The sequence below is a fragment of the Nostoc sp. PCC 7524 genome (assembly GCF_000316645.1).
In the GTDB taxonomy this organism is placed as follows: Bacteria; Cyanobacteriota; Cyanobacteriia; order Cyanobacteriales; family Nostocaceae; genus Trichormus.
Genome location: NC_019684.1, coordinates 5,803,671 through 5,821,953, shown reverse-complemented (window position 1 = coordinate 5,821,953; position 18,283 = coordinate 5,803,671). Strand labels below are relative to the sequence as shown.

14 protein-coding genes, 1 tRNA gene and 1 pseudogene are annotated in these 18,283 nt (G+C 41.4%); 8 read left to right on the top strand and 8 right to left on the bottom strand.

Features of this window, described 5'->3' with window-relative positions; genetic code table 11:
- The first annotated feature begins 634 nt into the window (after positions 1–634).
- The gene (locus NOS7524_RS23745) at positions 635–1,459 is read left to right on the top strand and encodes a hypothetical protein (RefSeq protein ID WP_015141020.1); all 825 of its coding nucleotides are present in this window, start codon (positions 635–637) and stop codon (positions 1,457–1,459) included.
- Between the two features lie 134 nt (positions 1,460–1,593).
- Here NOS7524_RS23745 and NOS7524_RS23740 read toward each other — a convergent pair whose 3' ends face one another.
- Entirely contained in the window at positions 1,594–3,222 is a 1,629-nt protein-coding gene (locus NOS7524_RS23740; protein WP_015141019.1) for an iron uptake porin, read from the bottom strand.
- 355 nt (positions 3,223–3,577) lie between these two features.
- Between NOS7524_RS23740 and NOS7524_RS23735 the strand changes: the two genes are divergently transcribed.
- Both NOS7524_RS23735 and NOS7524_RS23730 read left to right on the top strand, forming a co-directional pair.
- Complete coding sequence (locus tag NOS7524_RS23735; protein WP_041555932.1) at positions 3,578–4,603, top strand: metal ABC transporter substrate-binding protein; 1,026 nt, start codon at positions 3,578–3,580, stop codon at positions 4,601–4,603.
- A 121-nt stretch (positions 4,604–4,724) separates the two neighbouring features.
- Entirely contained in the window at positions 4,725–5,495 is a 771-nt protein-coding gene (locus NOS7524_RS23730) for a metal ABC transporter ATP-binding protein (protein WP_015141017.1), read from the top strand.
- 17 nt (positions 5,496–5,512) lie between these two features.
- Here the strand turns inward: NOS7524_RS23730 and NOS7524_RS23725 are convergent, their stop codons facing one another.
- Positions 5,513–5,875 carry an ArsR/SmtB family transcription factor gene (locus NOS7524_RS23725; protein WP_015141016.1) on the bottom strand — a complete coding sequence of 121 codons (363 nt, stop codon included), beginning with the start codon at positions 5,873–5,875 and terminating at the stop codon, positions 5,513–5,515.
- Between the two features lie 143 nt (positions 5,876–6,018).
- Here NOS7524_RS23725 and NOS7524_RS23720 point away from each other — a divergent pair, with 143 nt between their 5' ends.
- The 5 genes and pseudogenes from NOS7524_RS23720 to NOS7524_RS23705 all read left to right on the top strand — a co-directional run bounded on the left by NOS7524_RS23720 (position 6,019) and on the right by NOS7524_RS23705 (position 10,022).
- Positions 6,019–6,888 (top strand): metal ABC transporter permease, encoded by an 870-nt coding sequence (locus NOS7524_RS23720; protein ID WP_015141015.1) that lies wholly within the window; start codon positions 6,019–6,021, stop codon positions 6,886–6,888.
- Positions 6,889–6,965: 77 nt separating this feature from the next.
- Positions 6,966–7,038 (top strand) — tRNA-Phe (locus NOS7524_RS23715).
- Between the two features lie 218 nt (positions 7,039–7,256).
- Positions 7,257–7,428 (top strand): annotated as a pseudogene (locus NOS7524_RS29695) (IS630 family transposase); the annotation flags it as partial.
- 518 nt (positions 7,429–7,946) lie between these two features.
- On the top strand, positions 7,947–8,687 hold the full coding sequence (locus tag NOS7524_RS23710; protein WP_015141014.1) for a PEP-CTERM sorting domain-containing protein: 741 nt from the start codon (positions 7,947–7,949) through the stop codon (positions 8,685–8,687).
- A 693-nt stretch (positions 8,688–9,380) separates the two neighbouring features.
- Positions 9,381–10,022, top strand: a complete 642-nt coding sequence (locus tag NOS7524_RS23705; protein WP_083882633.1) for a PEP-CTERM sorting domain-containing protein — start codon at positions 9,381–9,383, stop codon at positions 10,020–10,022.
- A gap of 188 nt (positions 10,023–10,210) precedes the next feature.
- Here NOS7524_RS23705 and nblB read toward each other — a convergent pair whose 3' ends face one another.
- From nblB to carB, 6 genes are all read right to left on the bottom strand, one after another.
- Complete coding sequence (nblB, locus tag NOS7524_RS23700) at positions 10,211–10,873, bottom strand: phycobilisome degradation protein NblB (RefSeq protein WP_015141012.1); 663 nt, start codon at positions 10,871–10,873, stop codon at positions 10,211–10,213.
- A gap of 133 nt (positions 10,874–11,006) precedes the next feature.
- Positions 11,007–11,471, bottom strand: coding sequence for a CBS domain-containing protein (locus tag NOS7524_RS23695; protein ID WP_015141011.1), 465 nt, complete (start codon positions 11,469–11,471; stop codon positions 11,007–11,009).
- Positions 11,472–11,664: 193 nt separating this feature from the next.
- Positions 11,665–12,078 carry an 8-oxo-dGTP diphosphatase MutT gene (gene mutT, locus NOS7524_RS23690; RefSeq protein WP_015141010.1) on the bottom strand — a complete coding sequence of 138 codons (414 nt, stop codon included), beginning with the start codon at positions 12,076–12,078 and terminating at the stop codon, positions 11,665–11,667.
- A 521-nt stretch (positions 12,079–12,599) separates the two neighbouring features.
- A complete protein-coding gene (locus NOS7524_RS23685) occupies positions 12,600–12,944 on the bottom strand; it encodes a DUF760 domain-containing protein (protein ID WP_015141009.1) in 345 nt (114 codons plus the stop codon).
- A gap of 172 nt (positions 12,945–13,116) precedes the next feature.
- Positions 13,117–14,073 (bottom strand): RNA polymerase sigma factor, RpoD/SigA family, encoded by a 957-nt coding sequence (locus tag NOS7524_RS23680; protein ID WP_015141008.1) that lies wholly within the window; start codon positions 14,071–14,073, stop codon positions 13,117–13,119.
- A gap of 736 nt (positions 14,074–14,809) precedes the next feature.
- Positions 14,810–18,070 carry a carbamoyl-phosphate synthase large subunit gene (gene carB / locus NOS7524_RS23675; RefSeq protein WP_015141007.1) on the bottom strand — a complete coding sequence of 1,087 codons (3,261 nt, stop codon included), beginning with the start codon at positions 18,068–18,070 and terminating at the stop codon, positions 14,810–14,812.
- Positions 18,071–18,283 lie beyond the last annotated feature (213 nt).

Sequence of the window (18,283 nt, the reverse complement as noted above, 5' to 3'; positions counted from 1 at the left end):
TGGGAAAGCGCAACTGGGTTTTGACTCTATTGAGAAGACAACGCGAATGAATATTTCGGAGACCAGCTGTGGGAGGCTGGTCTTTTTTTAGCCTTGCCTAAAACACTGATTTTTTATTACTCATTTTTCTTGGTATAGCCTGCGCTGGCGCATAAAATACTCCCTAAATCCCTACTCCCTTCTTTCCTATTACGAGAATGGCTATTGCCTTTGGGGGTATTTAAACCTGCTCAATCGACGCTTCTATCTCTCCGCACCCATGAGGGGATGCGGTTTCCCGGAGGTTTTTATGAGATAAGTTCAGTAATCTCTACCTTTTCTACTTTGTAATTCCGTCAAATTTACTATAAATTTGGTCTTTTTCCTCTTGATGGGGCTTGAAAATAGTAGATTTTACTTAGCAATTTTTTCATTCTCAAAAAAAATGATACTTTGCATATAAATCAGCTAGCTATATATACTGAAAAATTCAATCAAAATTACATCATAAAACCCTTTATCTTCAAAGACTTTATCTTATCTTGAAGTTAATCAGTCTAAATATATTTTTAAGTAAAAATCATTGCTTTCTACTACACAAATATCAGTATGAGATGTCAAGCTATAGGTAACAAATACCCCAAAAGATAAATCAATGTCTTCTAACCTCTTGACAAGCTTTTTGACTGGAACATTACTCAGTGTTGGTTTAGCTATGACTGGTATAGGTCAAGCAATGGCGGTAACTTTGCAAGGAACTGCAACTGTTACCGCAGATAATCACTATGGATTATTCTATGGAGATAAAAACGGTAACTCCCTAAATTTTGTTGGCCGTAACGAACTAGGAAGCAAGGGTAGCGAAGGATTGTATAATTGGTCTCGCCCAGAAACTTGGAATTTTCAGGTAGATTCCAAAGATTACTTATACATGGTTGTCTGGGATGATCAAAGTGTTGACGAGATGTGGGTAGGTCAATTTGCTTTTAGTAATGGTTCAACCCTTTTGAGTAAGGCAACTGATTGGGAATTCATCATCTCCTCCAACGCCAACCCCTTCTCTCGCCCAGTACCGCTTGCTGAACGTGACCAAGGTTTCTTAGCTCCTGGTGATCGCTTTGAAGGCAATGTACCCAAAAACGGAGAATTGGGTGGAGAAATTCAAACGGCGAATGCGGCTGACTCTTGGGTTGATTCCTTGACTCGCGGAAATAACGTAAGTGGCGGTGGCCGTCCTTGGGGTCAGATTGCTGGAATTAGTGCCAACGCCCAGTTCCTGAATACTACTACATCTGGTAGTCCAGCACGAGGAACTGCTCAAAACAACAAGTACACCATCTTCCGAACTCGTAATACAGTAGGAGAATTAATTGGTGTCACTGAACCTGCAACTGTTCCTGAACCCAATTTTATGTTCGGCTTATTGGCTTTCGGTGCTGTGAGTGCTGGTTCATTTATGAAACGCAAATCAAAAGTTTAGTTCTTGATTTCTTAATGTAGGTTTATATTAAAGTTTTTAACCCAGTATATTTATTTACTGGGTTTTAATTTTGCTTTGATGTCAAAAAAAGACGCAAAGAACAACTTTGCGCCTTTTGAGCAAGATTTGGAAACTTAGAAACTAAACGTAGTTCTCAACGCACCAATTACCACATCATTATTGTCATTGTTATGGTTTGGTGCTGTTAGCCAGATAACTCCGGGTGTGATGGTGATATTATCACTGACTTTGTATTGATAGAAGGCTTCTAGATGTAAGGATGTATCTCTATCTTTGCTTAATCCAGTAACACTAGAACTTGTCACTTTTGGTTCCATGCCGACGATGATGCCGCCTAAATTACCTTTTTTACCAAGGTCGGGGAAGCCGAGGGTAACGGCATAGTTCCAGATATCAATATCTCCACGATCGCCTGTTAAGGTGCGGCTTGTTGTGTAGCCAGCCCAACCACCTAAGACTAATTTATCACTGATACCGATAGATGCTTGAACACCGTAGGAATTGCTAGAAAATGCTATATCTTCTAGTTCTTGGGATGCTGCTAAATTTTGAAAGGTTGCAGCATTACTACCTGCCAATAGTGGCTGTTTGTAGGAGTTGAGATATGTTAACCCTACAGTAATGCGATCGCTGGGTTTCACAGTCAGCTGTGCCAATGCGCCGTAAGCACCATCAAATAAGCCAGCCCCAGGTGCGGGATCATTAGCTGTACCAGTCAAATAGCCTAAACTGAGAGCAAGTCTATCACTGAATTGATGAGTGACTCCTAGACCAGCACCACCGATCTGACCATAGATTGGGTTGCGCGTACCAAAGGTAGACAAAGCACCAAAAGCCCCATCACCGTCAAATAGGTTTACAGTGCTGGTCAAGTCATCTGCTGCACCTCCTGTACCAATGGCAATTACTTGTGTTTTCTTACCTAGAGGAAATCTATACCAAATGGTATCTATAAAAGTGTTGGTGTTAGCTTCTGCACCAGTATTTCCACTAGCGAAAAACAGTTTGCCTTCTGTAGTATTAATGTTCGGGTTGACAATGTTGTTAGATTGGATTCTGGTGAAGAGTGTATCTTGGCCTGTGAAGCTAGTCACCAGTTCCACACGCGCCCTAAATCCCAGGCTTGTATTCTTGTCAGTGATGTCTTGATTCTCAACGCGATCATTTGACAACACATCACTTACCACAGCTACCACTTGCCCTTGGAGTTTAGTTGTGGTGGAAAATTGATTGGCTTCTAACTCACTGGTGCGTGCTTCTAATGCGTCTACTCTTCCCCTGAGCGTCGCTAGTTCTGCGGAAAAATCTTCTTGTAGCTTTTGCAGTTTTGCTAAGTCTTCTTTTGTAACTAAATCACCGGTGGCAGTAGCAATTAATTCGTTAACCCGATCAAGACAAGCATTCAAACCAGCCGCAAACTCATATCTGGTTAAAGCTCGATTACCGCGATATGTCTGATTGGGATAGCCTGCGATACAACCGTATCTTTCTACCAATGATTGCAATGCTTGGAATGCCCAGTCTGTAGGTTGGACATCCGATAATTGTGACACGGATGTCACTTGCGCCAATACCTGATTTTGAGACTTAATTTCAGGTTTAACCTCTGGACTACCTACGCTTGATGTTGAATTTAGTTCTGCATTAGCAGATACTTCTTCTGCAAAGGCAGTATTACCGAAAAACAGCATAATACTGCAAAATATCGGGCTAGCGAGCAAATACTTCCATGAATTTTGCATTTTTTTCCCTCACACTTACCTCACACTTCTTTTAGCTTGGTAATACTACTACCAATCTCTTGTGAGCATCTATACTTCTGAAAAAGTATTCTCAAGATATTAGCAGCACTGAGCAAATTTTGTAACAGTAAAAATCAACAATTCATAATTCATTGATAATTTAAGAATCAAGAATTGATCATTTGTTAATCATTTAGCTGAAAAAACAAGTCCAGCACTGTCTGCAAACCTTTTGTGAGGTTATTGACAACAGGGTTTGCTCAATTTTATGAGAATGATAATTATTATAATTTACTGTATAATAAGACTCATTATCGTGACAACAGCAGCGTCAGCATCCTTTCAGGGGGAAACAGTGATTTGGACTCGTATCGGACTTACAACAGGTAGACTACAAAATGGGCTTCTGTCCTTAATGACTTTGCTAATGGTGTCAGTGACGGTTGGTTGTAACCAAACGAACACCAACCAGGGAACAACTGCTCAACAGCTACCAACAGCCCAAGAAACTACTTCTAAGCCATCAGTACAAGAGCCGAAGACCAAAGTATTGGCAACAATTTTACCCATGTATTTGTTTACTAAAGCGGTAGCTGGGGATGCAGCAGACGTAGAAGTTTTAATACCTCCAAACGTGGATGTACATGAATATCAAGCGACACCCGAAAATGTGAAAGCGATCGCTCAAGCTGATGTGCTAGTCAAAAATGGGTTGGGCTTAGAGGAATTTCTGGCAGATACCGTCAAAAACGCCCAAAATCCTAAATTAAAAGAAATTAATGCCAGTGCTGACATTAAACCCATAGATGAAATTTCACCAGTTGTTAAGGCGACAAAAGGGGAAAAAGACCACGATCATGATCATGACCATGCTGAAGGTAATCCCCATGTTTGGTTAGATCCTGTATTGGCAAAACAGCAAGTAACAAACATTCGTGATGGGTTAATGGCTGCTGACCCAGCAAATAAAGCTATCTATGAAGCCAATGCGGCTGCTTATATTAAAGAATTAGAAAATCTTAATAACGAATTTCAGCAGACATTACAAAAAACTCCTAACTGCACCTTTGTTACCTTTCATGATGCCTATCCATATCTAGCTCAACGTTATAACCTCAAACAAGTAGCTGTAGTACAAATTCCTGAAGATCAGCTGTCTCCAGTAGATGTACAAAATACCATCAAGGCAGTCAGAAAGTACAATGTGAAAGCTTTGTTTAGCGAACCAGGAGTAGACAACAAATTACTCACCAGTCTATCCCAAGACTTGAATTTAACCTTGCGTTCACTAGATACTTTGGAAACTGGCGAACAAGATCCACAATATTATTTCAAGACGATGAGAGCCAACTTACAAACTCTAGAAACGGCTTGTAAGTAGTGGTGATAAATTCCCAATTACCCTTGAGATTCACCAATTGTTCGTGGTAGAAACCACGCCGCAGCAACTACCAATTCAAGATAGCGTGGATTAAGCAATTATCAATTAATTACCCAGGAAAATGACATCGCCAATTCTCAAAGTTGAGGGATTAACTGTTTATCAAGGTAGTTATTTAGCTGTTCGGGATGTTTCTTTTGAAATCATGCCAGGAACTGATACAGCTATAGTAGGCCCAAATGGTGCAGGTAAAAGCACTTTGGTAAAAGCAGTTTTAGATTTGATTCCTCGCAGTAGCGGTAGGATTGAAATTTTTGGTCGTCCCATGACTAGGCTAGGAAGTTTACGCCACCTTTTAGGTTACATGGCACAAAATTTTATTTTTGATCGCAGTTTTCCTATTTCTGTGAAAGAGTTGGTAGGACTGGGATGGGTACCTCAAGATCAAAAGAATTATTCATTTTTATCGAGAATACATAGTCAAAACCGAAAAAAATCAGCAGCTGTCACAGAAGCTTTACGACGAACTGATACCTATCATTTACAAAATCAAGCTATAGGGACTCTGAGTGGTGGACAACTGAAGCGTGTGTTGCTGGCTTACTGTTTGGTGATGCGTAGAAAACTATTGCTATTAGATGAAGCTTTTGCTGGAGTTGATATGCAAGGTGCAGCAGATTTTTATACTTTACTTAATGAGTTGAAGCGAGAAGAGGGTTGGACTGTATTACAAGTTTCCCATGATATTGACATGGTAAGCCGCCACTGCGATCGCGTCCTGTGCCTGAACCAAACCGTTGTTTGTACTGGGCAGCCAGAAGTTGCTCTTTCGCCTCAAAATCTCTTAGCAACATACGGTCCCGGATTTAGCCGTTACCAGCATCGCCACTAAATATTTTGCCAACTTGATTATTCATCTTTTTCATCTAAGTGTTCAGCTACAGCCTGATAAAGATGGAAAATATGGTTATCATGCAAGCGATAAAACACATTCCGACCTTGTTTGCGGTAACTCACTAAACGCATAGCCCGTAAATTGCGTAACTGATGGGAAACCGCAGATTCACTCATATCTAGTAATGTGGCTAAATCGCCAACACACAGTTCTTTTTTGGCTAAAAAAGAGAGAATTCGCAGCCGATTTGCATCCCCTAAAAAGCTAAAAAAATCTGCCATGCGCTGGGCTTTTTCAGTAGTGATCACCTCATCCGGTAATGGTTGCACAAGACTACTATCGATATCTATACTCCATCTGACATCAGATTGAATCATTATGGTTAATTGAACTCAAATTAGTGTGATGAAAAACTGTGAACAATACTTTGATTTTTTGTATAAAAATATGTTTCTAGAATGAGAAACATAAATAATTATATACTCTATATTGACTATTAAAAATTGTAAAAACTAATTTTATGTACTCAATCTATGCTCATCAGATAAATTGGTTAGGTGTAACCAGTAGTTCTGATTTGGTTAGTTTGTTGCAATTCCCCTTTATGCAGCGTGCGATCGCAGGTGCGGTGTTGATGGGCATATTGGGGGGATTACTTGGCAGTTTCGTGATTTTGCGCCAGTTATCATTTTTCAGCCATGCTGTTAGCCATGCAGCTTTGGTAGGCGTAGCTTTGGGAGTGCTGCTACAGTTAAATCCTACTTGGATGCTGTTGCCTTTTACTTTAGTTTTTGGTGTGATTGTCCTTTACGTGATTGATAAAACTGATTTAGGGAGTGATAACGTACTCAGCATTATTCTTTCAGGAGCATTAGCGATCGGTATAATTTTAACTAGCCTCATCCCAGGGTATCGCGGCAACCTGATGCGTGTCTTGTTTGGTGATATTCTTGCTATTGATACCACAGACTTGATTTTGACACTACTTTTGCTTGTAGGCAGTAGCATTTTTTTACTATCAACCCTACGACAGCAAATTTTGTTGACACTGAACTTGGATGTGGCCAAAGTTCAAGGTGTTCCGGTTCTATTTTACCGCTATGGGTTTGTAGTGTTGCTTTCACTAGCTGTGGCTGTGGCTATTAAAGCCGTGGGTGTTTTGCTTGTTAACGCTTTTTTAGTCATACCTGCTTCTACAGCCAAATTAATGAGTCACCACTTCAGCTTTTTTCTTTGTATATCAATGATAGTTGGTTCTACCAGCAGCATTGCAGGTATTGTCGTATCGGGTACTTTCAACTTAGCCTCTGGTCCCAGTATCGTGCTTGTCCAGTTTCTCTTATTTGTGGCTGTATTCACCTGGAGAAAATGGCGTTGGAAATCGGCATAAATTTTTTTTTGTGCAAACACTTGCCAAATGATTTTAAGTTTGCTACATTAATTAATCGTGGCAAAGAAAAAGCCCAAGCCGGGATAGCTCAGTCGGTAGAGCAGAGGACTGAAAATCCTCGTGTCACCAGTTCAAGTCTGGTTCCTGGCATCTCCCTAAAACCCTTGAAACTCACTGGTTTCAAGGGTTTTATATTTCTAATCCTAACAAAAATAGAACTAAGGTTCTATTTTTGAGATAAATATTGGACATTTTTGGATACCTTTACACTAAAAAGTGGTGTAAATGCTGTAGAGCAGAGGATAATTACACCATTAATACATATGTTCTCAAAGACTTCTAAGGTACGAGGACATAAAGAATCATCACAAAATCCTATTGAAGATATTTGGTTACAAGCAAAAACCCACGGCGCGTTTTTGTGCTTTCATTCCAACATTCTTTCATTTAAAGTGGATGTTTGAGTGGTTCATTAGAAACACTACCTTTGATTTTATGTCTCTTCGGATGTACGGAGTTTTTTCAGAAATCAAATACTAGCCCTATAGTTGGTGTTGTGACACTAGGTGTAATTTAGTTCGTCTGTGACGAAGTTTATGTGATGAAGGAATTTGTGATTTTTGTGTGAATTTATGTTTGCAGAAAAGGATATTTTTTCAGTTATTTTCTCTATCTAAGGGTAGTTATTTCATTTTATGGATGCTTAATATATAAGGAATCTTGACTAAGATGATTGCAATATTTAGGTAAAAAGTATGTTGTGTACCACTTTTTTGATTATGTTGCAATTTTTATTTGAGAAAAATTTTATATAAGTAAAGATTTTATAAAGTCAACTTAATAGCAATACTCCTTATCTCTATCAATGGGAGGATTGCTGATCTTTATTTTTTTATGTGAACCTAATTTACAGTATTAAGGACATATTAACTATACGTAAATGTACTTTAGGTTTTTCTATCAGTAAAGTAAGAAACGTATAGTAAAGCCAGCATTTAAGCATTTACTGAACACCAAAAAAATGACTTAGTGATCCGACATTGGTATAGGAGTCTAAGATGGTTGTTTCTCAGTTCAAAGTTTTAAAAGGATCTATTGCGACTCTAGCATTATTACCGTTGGCTGCTATCGGATTTATGGTATCTGCAAGTTCTGCCAAAGCAGCAGCACTTACAGGTAGTTTTCATTTTAATGGTGGTTTTAGTGTTCCCGCAGGAGCGTCTAGCCTAGTTGAATTCACACAAGATTCATTAAAATTCTCCCCTCAGCCAATTACACCAATTATTCTTAGTAGCCAGACAGGAAGTTTTACAGCTTTCAACTCAGCCAACATCGCTGACGAAATCATTTTTAATCCTAGTTTATCTACTACCGTGCCATTGTTTGACTTTGGCAACCTGCCCGCCAACGGTGTAGTTATGCCTGGAGATGACACTAGCTCTTTGATAGATGGAGTCAATACCTTTACGTTGACATCTGCAAGCTATGAACTATTACAACTTGGTGCAAACGTTGCTATTAATGTAGGGCTAAATGGGTTCTTTACCAGCTCCACTGGAGAAGAAACTCAAGGCTCTGGAATATTTACTTTCCAAGCACTAAATACTACTGTCGATGATCTAAATACCCTACTGACAAGTGGTGCTTCAACTGGCTACCTCAGTTTTTCTGGTGGTGTTTTTACTACTACGGTTCCTGAGCCAGCTACATTAACTGGTTTAGGGTTAGTGGGTGCGGCAATAGGTATTTCTCGCCGTCGTAGAAATAAAAAATTAGCTGCTCACAGGTATAGCAGGTGACAGGTGACAGGTGACAGGTGACAGAATTGAAAGCCTTTCATTGTAAAGGTTTTAGGATTGTTGGATGTCCTAATCTATATGGCTACTGCTATAAATAAGGGAAAACCAAGAAATCAATTCTTCCAAATTGACGGTTAGTAGGGTGCGTCAGTGCGAGAAAAACTACCTGTACCAAGAAATTATTCATACTGACGCACCCCACATTTTGAAGATTTTTTTAATTGGAAGTCCCTAACGTTGTGTTTCCTCCGCGATGAAGTTGCAATGATCTTTCGTTCCAACTTCATCGCAGCTAAACTTATGACTTTTCAGTACGATTATTGTGTTTAAACCTGGGTGAATGATCTTGGCTATTCATCAGGTTTTAACTTGATTTGTTCTTTTGTTTCGCACCAGGAACTTCTATCAATTGTCTGGGAAAAAGTTCATAATTTTCATTCTTAGGAAAAAAATACACAGGCGGGATATTACGAAGAACAGTATTACTGGTATTAAAGAGTTGATGAAGTCAGCTAGGTGAATCTTGCATATTCCCATGTAATTGTGTGATTCTAAAAGCAGTTACAAATACGTAATCATCTTTACGCAAATGTACTTTATAGAAGTTTACAGATAAAGTACATATCGCGGTATTTACCGCATCTGCTTAACTAAAAAACACAACCTAATTTCCCAGTCATTTGATAGGAGTCTATGATGATCGCTTCTAAACCCCAATTTTTGAAAGCAGCAGTTGCAACTTTAGCTGCTTTACCCGTAGCTGCTGCTGGCGTGTTCACCTCTGCTGATTCTGCTCAAGCTGCTGCACTCAAAGGTAGTTTTTTCTTGATAGGTGATGGCTTGGCATCATTCGCCAACAACGGAGATAGTCTCAACTTTTTAGCCCCCAATACCTTTACAATTAACCCTGCAGCTAGCAGTGGTAGTTTTACTACTTTTACATCTGGTACAGTCGGTAATATTATCAGCTTTCTTGCCGACACAGCTACCAATCCATTTGTTGACTTAGGAGGCGGAAATACCTTCACCGTGACTTCTGCATCTTACGTAGTGGGTGGAACTCCTACGTCAACTCTTTCTCCTATTGATGTTACTGTCCGAGGATTCTTCACCAGTTCAACTGGAGATTTATCTGGAGGTGAAGGTTTGTTAACTTTACAAGCTATTGGTAGCAAACCTGCTGTTGAAGCAGCGATTGCTAGTAACTTACTTCCTGGGGTGACTTACTCTGGTGTTTACCTTGCTACCGTTCCCGAACCAGCTACCATGCTTGGTTTAGGCGTAGTTGGTGCAGCGATGTTTGCAGCTAATCGTCGTAAAAAAGTGGCTCAGTAAGCCTTTGGAAAATAAAAAAAGTTACTTTCAGTTGCTGAAAGTAACAATAACTTAAGAATAGGTACGGCTGAACTGCAAACAAACCTTCTAGCCGTATCTATTTTTTTGCTTATGATATAGCATTCTCTCTAATTTGCAATCAGGCTGCAACCTTTGTTTCTGATGGAACAGTCTCCAAAAATTCATACTTAAACTGATTGCAAAGATTTTTTGGCTTCAGTGGCGATCGCTTCTACTTCATCATCTGCCAAAGTCTCTAAAATAGATTTAGCTTCTGCACCACCCAAACGTCCTAAAGCTTGTGCAACTCGATAACGGATCTGCCAATCGGGGTTGGTAGCATAGGGTGCTAACAGAGGTACTGCGTTAACATCTCCCAACTCACCAAAAGAACTAATCGCCGCAGTTTGCACTAATTCCACATTAGAGGCAAGTGCTTGTGTAAGTAATTCAAATGATCGCGGATCTCCTAATTCTCCCAGGGTGGCAATAATACTGAACTGCACTAGCCACTCAGAGGTTGTGTTGTAAAGCTGCTGCAAATCTTCAAAAGCAGCGTGTAATTTTAACGCCCCCAAACAATCTGCGGCGGCTGCTTGTACATCAGCCTCCGGATCATTTAATAAACCACGCAATAACTCTAAAGATAAATTTAAATCCTGAGTGCCGAGTGTATCGAATTGACTCACTGCTGAGTACCGCACACGGGAATTGCTATCAACCATAGCAACTTGAACTAATTCAAAAGCAATTGCTGGTTCTAAGTCACGGATTTGATTCACAGCACGCAAGCGATCGCCCAAATCTTCAGAACTGAGCGATTGTCTTACGGACTCAGGAGTTATACTCATTTAATTACCCTATTTTCTGAAAGTTGCAAAAAGGCAAGAGGCAAGAGGCAAGAGGCAATAGTCCAATAGTTAACAGGCTGATTAAATAAGCATTTTTTCTTGTGACTAATGACTAATGACTAATGACTAATAATTAATCTTGACTAGCAGCCATCGCCCGGATGATATCACCACGGGTAAGAATACCGACGACTTTACCTATGCTATCGAGTACAGGTAAACGGTGAACATTGCGATCGTGCATTAGTTGCGCTGCTTGTTTTACAGTCTTGTCGGGAGTGATAGTCACAGGATTTTTGCTCATCACTTCACCAACGATTTGTCCTAAAGCCTTGTGTAAATCGCGTTCATAAACCGCAGGATTCTTTAAATAGATGACGCTATCCAGAAACATAATGTAAGCCGGTGGGGTTACACCCGTTTCTTGCCACATCAAATCAGTTTCTGAGATGATGCCCAGCAACTTACCGACATCATCTACAACTGGTAGTCCACTAATACGTCGTTCTGCCAGAATTTGAATAGCTTCTTGCAGAGGAGTGTCTGGCCGGACAACAATTGGCTCAGGACTCATTATATCGGCAACGGTTTTAGGCATTAGCTTGCTTACACCCTTGATCACAGTCTATGCAAACATTGTAAAAAATTAACGGACTTAACCGAATACGGTTAATACATTGTTACGGGAATAGGGGACTGGGGACTGGGGATTGGGGATTGGGCATTGGATTGTCCCCCCTGCTCCTCTGCTTCCCTCACTTCCTCATCTCCCCTCACTCCCTCATCTCCCCTCACTCCCTACTCCCCTTCAAAGCAACGATAATCTCGGTATTTGCTTCGGGAAAAGCAAACTGTTCTAGTTCATCTAGAGTTACCCAGCGCACCTCATCACACTCTAAGGGTTGGGGAGTACCTTCAATTAGGCGACAGTGATGCACTGTTAAAGTGACACGCAAATGAGTATAGGTGTGATCGATAGTGATGAGATGATCTTTAACTGCGATCGCTATTCCTAGTTCTTCGTAAATTTCCCTTTTAATACATTCTTCAACAGTTTCGCCAGGCTCGATTTTACCACCAGGAAATTCCCATAAACCGCCCATTACTCCTTGCTGACGACGGCGATCAATTAAAATTTGCTGCTGATCGTTCCAAATAACGGCTACACCGATAATTTTATGAGGTGGATGGGTGGTTTCGTTCATAAGCAGTTGTGCAGAATTAAGTTTATGGGATTTCCAGATCAAACAATATACAAGGGTGCGTCAGTGCGAGAAAACCTACCTGTACCAAGAAATTATTCATACTGACGCACCCTACTAACCGTCAATTGGGAATAATTTATTTTTTGGTGTTCCCTATTCGTGAGATTGGGGATTGGGAAGACAAGGAAGAAAGACTAATGACTAACAACTAACAACAAAACTCGGTAGATTGATTTAATATCTACCGAGTTTGGCTTTATTTCACAATATAAACTGCTTTGAACTTATTTCAGCGCGTAATATACGGTTTTTATTAAATTTATCAACTAATCAAAAACAAGCAGCGTTAGCTTGCGCGACTTTTCTACTTAATGCAGCTAACGCATGACTGAGAAGCCAGTGAGTCAGGAAGGTACGCTGCGAGAATTCCTTAAGAGACTGATTTTGGATGTGTATGTTAGCGTCAGTGAAGCAGTATTCACCCAACTTTTATGGAATGTCTGAGCGAAATTATGAAAATTTTACTCGACATCGCCATTATGACTTTCAGATCCTTGCAATACCATTTCAAAGTTCATTCTTTGTTCGGCATTCCGTAGAAAGTAACCGCTAATCATTGCAGATGCTAACAACCGTCCTAAGCTTTCCCGATTAGTCGTAATAGTAACGTTAAAGTGTTCGGAGGGCAGATTTCCCAACATTCCTACTATGTTCTGTTCCATTACCTGAAATACTTCCGGTGATGTAGGTTTGGATAGTTGGTTAACTGTCTCTGGGCTTAATGATTTAACATACTGCCACAACAAGTTACTGGTTTCTGACTCACCGTTGAAAAATTCTGAAACTCGATTGGATTGATTACTCAATTTGTACCTCCTGTACTACCACTACTGACTGTAGTGTTAACGAATTTAGTAGATTAAGGTCTGTTGTTTACTTGACTTAACAGCTTAATTAGTGTTCCTGTCAAAGAATGTAACAAGTTCCTTAGCCACAGGAAGTGAGTGTAACCGTACAGCAAACAGGGGATTTTCTCGACTAACTCGCCAAATACTCATCCATGCTGGCTTTCGATTTACGCAGCTTAGTTAAAGCTTCTCGCTCGATTTGTCTCACTCGTTCACGACTAATATTGAGAATTTCACCTATTTTCGCCAGAGTTAAAGCTTGTCCATCCATTAAACCAAAGCGAAGTTTAATTACTTCTCTTTGTTGTGGTGTGAGTTGCTCCATGAGGCGCTCTAGGTCATAGGATAGGGAAGATTGCATGACGAACTCTTCGGGAGAAGCACCAGGATCTTCTAGCATTTCTCCTAGTTCAGTGTCATAGTTATCCCCTAGGCGCAAATCTAAGGATAAAGGTAGACGAGCTTTTTCTAAATACTCTCGTACTTGCTTAGGTGTTAATTCTAATTCACTAGCTAGTTCCGATGCGGAAGGAGCGCGTCCTAGTCTTTGAGATAGCTGACGCTGTGCTTTTTTAATTTTGTTCAGTTTCTCAGTAATATGAATGGGTAGACGGATAGTCCGCGCTTTTTCAGCGATCGCCCGTGTAATGGCTTGGCGAATCCACCAATAGGCATAGGTGGAAAATCTATAACCTTTTGTGGGGTCAAACTTCTCTACACCCCGTTGCATCCCAATACTACCTTCTTGGATTAAGTCTAATAAATCGACATTGCGTTTTATGTACTTTTTGGCAACGGATACCACAAGACGCAAATTGGCTTCTACCATCTTGCGTTTAGCAAATTCGCCATCTGCGATCGCTTCGTTCAGTTCTGCTATGTCTAACTCAGCCGCTTTTGCCCACTCTTCCAAGGTTGGTTGACGATCCAACTTGCTAGCTAAATCCTCCCGCACTTCCTGCAAGCTGGATGAACGCTGCACCTGTTTGCCATAAAAAATTTCTTCTTCGTGGGTTAAGAGTGGTACTCGGCCAATCTCACGCAGGTAACTCCGCACGAGGTCTGTGGCTGTCTGAGCGGTCTTCATGGCGCTACTCTTTGGTAATGATGGACTTGTTGGTAGGGTCATTAACTGAATAGATGCTCTTTGCCGATGCTACCCAGTTAAACTGGGGTAAATTATTTTCGCAATCTATACATCCGATGGTTTTCGTTGCTATATCAATCCAACTTGGCCTTTAACTGCTAGACGTTACAGTTATTTTTTTCCTGGCACAAGTATCTACGGTTAGAGAAAAGGTTGTGAAAAAAACATTTTTGTATTTAATCTTTGTTAACAATTGTAACATTTATGAGAAAAGAAAAGTTAAAAAACATATAAAAATTTCTGGGGACAGAAGATAGGTACCTCTTTTGATACTTATGTACTAATAGAATAGTACAAAAAGTCTAAAATTGAGATACCAGTTGCATATTAATTGATCAACAGGCAGGATATCTTCTTTTTTGGGCTTGTGTACCTCAGTAGTTCCGTATGTGGCTAGCGGACGAACTATTGCTTTTGACTGTGGTTGTTTACTGAAGTTTCCGCAGAGAGTAATTATTTCCTCATATTTGTTAAAATATCTCAATAAAAACCATAATTATTTTTCTATAATAATTACTTAATTTTCCTTGTAAATACTGCTTTGTGTAGATTCCAGGGGATTGGGGACTGGGGATTGGGGACTGGGGATTGGGGACTGGGGACTGGGGACTGGGGATTGGGGATTAGATAATATTTATTCTCCTCTGCCCCTCTGCTCCCCTGCCCCCTTTCCTGCTTATACTTTTGAGCAGTATTCTTGGATAACTTTTACGTCCAAAGTGGTATTTTGGAGAGAACGGATAGCTGCAACGGTAGCTTTAGCCCCCGCGATAGTGGTAATGATAGGGATTTTGTAGGCTAAACCTGTCCGGCGGATTAATCTAGCATCAGTTTGGGCTTCTTCCCCAGAAGGTGTGTTGATAATCAGTTGGATTTTCTGATTTTTAATCGCATCGATAACGTGGGGGCGACCTTCGTGTAATTTCAGGACTAGCTCTACATCCAAGCCGTGTTCTGAGAGGACTTGGCGTGTACCAAAGGTAGCCATGACTTTGAAGCCTAAGTCAATAAATTCTCTCACTACAGGAACGGCGGCGGCTTTATCGCGATCGCTCATGGAGACAAACACTGTTCCTGTGAGTGGTAAACGCTCTCCAGCACCTAATTCTGCTTTGGCAAAGGCGCGACCAAAGTCGCTATCTATGCCCATTACCTCACCAGTTGAGCGCATCTCTGGGCCTAATATTGTATCAGTTCCAGGGAATTTATTAAAGGGCAGTACGGCTTCTTTTACCGCGATGTGTTTGGGGATGATTTCTTGGGTAAAGTTTAGTTCTTCTAAGGTTTTACCCGACATAATTAAAGATGCCAACTTCGCCAAGGGTACGCCTGTAGCTTTAGACACAAATGGTACTGTCCGAGATGCGCGGGGGTTGGCTTCTAAAATGTACACTTGGGGCGAATAACTGCTAGCACCAACCACAGCAAACTGAATATTCATTAACCCGACTACGGAAAGTGCCTGTGCTAGTTGTACAGTCCAAGTGCGAATTTGATCAAGAACGGCTGGCGGTAGGGATATAGAAGGTAGAGAACAAGCCGAATCTCCTGAGTGAATTCCCGCCTGTTCGATGTGTTCCATGATACCACCAATCACGACTCGTCCGCTATGGTCGGCGATCGCATCTACATCAACTTCGATGGCATTTTCTAAGAACTTATCAATTAAAATCGGATGATCTGGTTCTACCTGTACCGCAAAGGTCATGTAACGTTCTAATTCTGCATCGGAGTAAACGATTTCCATCGCCCTTCCACCTAACACGTAACTAGGACGCACCACCACAGGGTAGCCGATGCGTTTAGCCACAATTAACGCATCTTCATAACTCCGGGCAATACCATTGGGTGGTTGAGCAATATTTAGTTGTTTGAGAATCTGCTCAAACCTTTCTCTGTCCTCGGCGGTGTCGATGGAATCAGGTGATGTTCCCCAAATTTTGGTAGTGAGTGCTGAGTCCTGGCTACTGAGTGCTTGTTGTAGTGGTAGTGCTAACTTTAAAGGTGTTTGTCCACCAAATTGAACGATGATCCCTTGGGGGTTTTCCGCTTCGATGATGTTGAGGACATCTTCCTTAGTTAACGGCTCAAAGTAAAGGCGATCGCTGGTATCGTAATCTGTAGAAACTGTCTCTGGGTTGGAGTTGACCATAATCGTCTCATAGCCTGCACCTTTGAGAGCATAGGCGGCGTGACAGCAACAATAGTCAAACTCAATTCCTTGGCCGATACGGTTGGGACCACCTCCCAAAATCATCACCTTCGGTTTGGTAGTGGGGAGAACTTCTGTTTCGTCTTCGTAGGTGGAATAATAGTAAGGTGTAAACGCCTCAAACTCCGCCGCACAGGTATCTACAGTTTTGTAAACGGGGATGACTTCTAGCTGTTTGCGGTAGGCACGGACTTCATCTTCCGTGGTTTTGGTAGCAAAGGCAATTTGGCGATCGCTAAAGCCATCACGTTTAATTGCATACATTTGCTCTTTTGTCAACTGTTGCAAAGGTGTCCGCTTCAGGAATTTTTCCACCTCTAACAGTTGCTGCATTTTATCTAAGAACCAAGGGTCAATGCCTGTAAGTTCGTAGATTTCCTCGCTGCTAATCCCTAATTGCAAAGCATGACGCACAGCAAAAATCCGGTCAGGGTTAGGCGTGCGGAGCAAGGCGCGAATTTGTTCACCACTGGGTAATTTTTCGGCTTTGTCGCAACCCCAACCGGCGCGGCCAGTTTCCAAAGAACGTAAGGCTTTTTGGAAGGATTCATTAAAAGTTCTTCCTATCGCCATAGCTTCCCCGACAGATTTCATTTGGGTAGTTAGCACTGGTTCGGAACCGGGGAACTTTTCAAAGGCGAAGCGGGGGATCTTGGTGACAACGTAATCAATGGTTGGTTCAAAGGAAGCTGGGGTTTTCTTGGTGATGTCGTTTTTAATTTCATCCAAGGTGTAGCCTACCGCCAACTTCGCCGCCATCTTAGCAATTGGGAAACCCGTGGCTTTGGAAGATAAAGCCGAACTCCGGGAAACGCGGGGGTTCATTTCAATTACAACTACATCTCCATCCACCGGGTTAACGGCAAATTGGATATTAGAACCACCGGTTTCTACACCAATTTCACGGATGATTTTAATCGCCATGTCCCGCAACCGTTGGTATTCTTTATCGGTGAGGGTTTGGGCTGGTGCGACGGTGATGGAATCGCCCGTATGAATTCCCATCGGGTCAAGGTTTTCGATGGAACAGATAATCACAACGTTATCAGCGAGATCACGCATGACTTCTAATTCGTATTCTTTCCAGCCTAGGAGGGACTGATCAATGAGAATTTGGGAAACGGGACTGGCATCAATCCCGACTTGTGCCATTTCCTCAAATTCTTCTTGGTTGTAAGCAATACCGCCACCCGTCCCACCCATTGTAAAAGCGGGGCGAATAATTAAAGGATACGTCCCAATTTGACGAGCGATCGCTTTCGATTCTTCTAAGGACGAGGCTGTACCACTGGGGCAAACTTTCACCCCTATCTTCGCCATTGCTTCGTTGAATAGTTTGCGGTCTTCAGCTTTCTCAATGGCCTCTAACTTTGCACCAATTAATTCAACATTATATTGATCTAATACGCCATTTTTCGCCAGGGTGACAGCTATGTTTAAGGCTGTCTGTCCGCCCATTGTGGGTAACAAAGCGTCTGGACGTTCTTTAGCGATAACTTTGGCAACTAATTCTGGTGTCAGGGGTTCAATATAAGTGCGATCGGCTGTTTCCGGATCGGTCATGATGGTAGCTGGGTTAGAATTCACCAATACCACTTCATAACCTTCCTCTCGTAGTGCTTTACAGGCTTGAGTACCTGAGTAGTCAAACTCACAGGCTTGACCAATTACGATAGGGCCAGATCCTAATAACAATATCTTCTGGAGGTCTTGACGGCGGGGCATAGTCGTTGGGTTCGAGTACGAGAATATAAATCCTGATTATTTTAAGGTTCTTTCCCTCTACTAATGCTGTTTATTATCAAAGTTTTCCACGTTTGATAATACACAAGGAAGAAACCGGGATGGGGAGATAGTAGTAGCTAGCCTGGAACTTGCTCAAATACTGCCCTTGATTGAGAACCGTTAGGCTGTATTGACTTGTAGCCTCACCCTCTC